This is a genomic window from Kitasatospora sp. NPDC087861, from assembly GCF_044742585.1.
GTDB lineage: Bacteria > Actinomycetota > Actinomycetes > Streptomycetales > Streptomycetaceae > Kitasatospora.
Genome location: NZ_JBIUUS010000106.1, coordinates 1 through 2003, shown reverse-complemented (window position 1 = coordinate 2003; position 2003 = coordinate 1). Strand labels below are relative to the sequence as shown.

Annotated in this window: 1 protein-coding gene; it reads left to right on the top strand. The window is 72.0% G+C overall.

Translation table 11 applies throughout. The annotated features are described in order from the left end of the window. Positions 1-21: 21 nt before the first annotated feature. Positions 22-2003 (top strand): condensation domain-containing protein (locus tag ACIOJE_RS41240; RefSeq protein WP_400783832.1); only part of this gene is annotated, 1982 nt, incomplete at its 3' end.

The following is a 2003-nucleotide window of genomic DNA, read 5'->3' as shown; positions in this document are numbered from 1 at the left end:
CACGGGCGTGAGGAGGCGGTGGTGCCGGGGGCGGATCTGTCGCGGACGGTGGGCTGGTTCACGAGCATGTTCCCGGTGCGGCTCGATCTCGGTGGCGTCGGCGTCGAGCAGGCGTTCGCCGGTGGTGCTGCGGCGGGCCGGGTGGTCAAGGCTGTCAAGGAGCGGTTGTTGGCGGTGCCGGACAAGGGTGTCGGGTACGGGTTGCTGCGGTATTTGAACCCGGAGACGGGTGGGGTCCTCGCGGCGGCCGGATCGACTGGGCAGATCGGGTTCAACTACCTGGGCCGGTTCTCGGTGGCCGACATGCCCGAGGAACTGCGCGGCCTCGGCTGGACCCGGGCCGGGGACGTCGGCGAGCTGCTGGTGGACTTCGACGCCGACATGCCCGCCATGTCGGCCCTGGAGATCAACGCCCTGGTCACCGACGACGCGGACGGTGCGCCGCGGCTCGGTGCCCTCTTCTCCTACCCGACGGGCCTGCTGTCCGCCGAGGAGGTGTCCGAACTGGCGGAGCTGTGGTGCCGGGCGCTGACCGGCATCGTCGAGCACGTCTCCGGTCCGGAGGCTGGTGGCCTGACGCCGTCCGACCTGCCGCTGGTCGCCGTCGGCCAAGGCGAGATCGAGCAGTGGGAGCGCGACTACCCGGGCCTCGCGGATGCCTGGCCGCTGACTCCGCTGCAGTCCGGCCTGCTCTTCCACGCCCGGATGGCCGGCCCGTCCTTCGACGCGTACAACATGCAGCTGACCCTGCACCTGGCCGGCCAGGTCGACGCCGAGCGCCTGCGGGCGGCCGGTCAGGGGCTGTTGGAGCGGCACGCCAACCTGCGGACCGCCTTCGTGGACGCCGCCGACGGCACCCCCGTCCAGCTCGTGGTGGACGGCGCCCGCCTGCCCTGGCGCGAGGTTGACCTGCGCGACCAGGACCCGGCGGAGCTGGAACGACTGCTGTCCCAGGACCTGCGTACCAACTTCAGCCCCGAGACGCCCCCACTGCTGCGGATGACGCTGGTGCGGACCGGACCGGAGCAGGCCGACCTCGTGCTCACCGCACACCACCTGCTCTTCGACGGCTGGTCGCTGCCGGTGCTGATGCAGGACCTGCTGCGGCTCTACGCCGCCGGGGGCGACGTCGCCGCACTGCCGCCGGCCGGCCGGTTCCGGGACTTCCTGGTCTGGCAGTCCGCCCGCGACCGCGCCGAGTCCGCCCGCGCCTGGGCGGCCGAACTGGACGGCATCGAGGAGCCCACCCTGCTCGCCCCGCAGGCGGCGGACCACACGGCCACCGACGCCGACGGCATCGGCCAGACGGAGGTCCCGCTGTCCGCGGCGGACGCCCGCGCGGCCTCCCGGCGCGCCGCCGAGCTGGGCATCACCGTCAACACCCTGCTCCAGGGCGTCTGGGCGGTGCTGCTGTCCCACCTCACCGGGCGGCAGGACGTGCTGTTCGGCGCGACCGTCTCGGGTCGCCCGGCCGACTTGGAGGGAGCCGGTGAAACGGTCGGGCTGTTCATCAACACCCTTCCGGTGCGGGTGCGTTGCGCACCGGAGGGCTCGCTCGCCGACCTGCTGACCGGACTCCAGCAGCGGCAGGCGGCCCTGCTCGACCACCATCACCACCCGCTGGCCGACATCCAGCGCGAGACCGGCCTGAGCACGCTCTTCGACACCCTGGTCGTCTTCGAGTCCTATCCGGTGGATCGGGTCGGCATCGACGAAGCCAACTCCTCGGCGGGCATCGCGGTCACGGGCATCCGGCCCTTCACCGGCACCCACTACCCGCTGACCGTCATCGCGGCCGCCGACCCCCATCTGCGACTGAGCTTCCAGTACCAGCGGCACCTGTTCGATCGGGTGACGGTGGAGGGGTTCGCGGAGCGGTTCGTGCGGGTGTTGCGGTTGGTGGTGGCTGATCCGGGGTGTCGGGTGGGTCGGGTGGAGGTGCTTTCGTCCGAGGAGCGGAGCCGGGTTCTGGGGGAGTGGAACGCTACGGCGGTTCCGTTGTC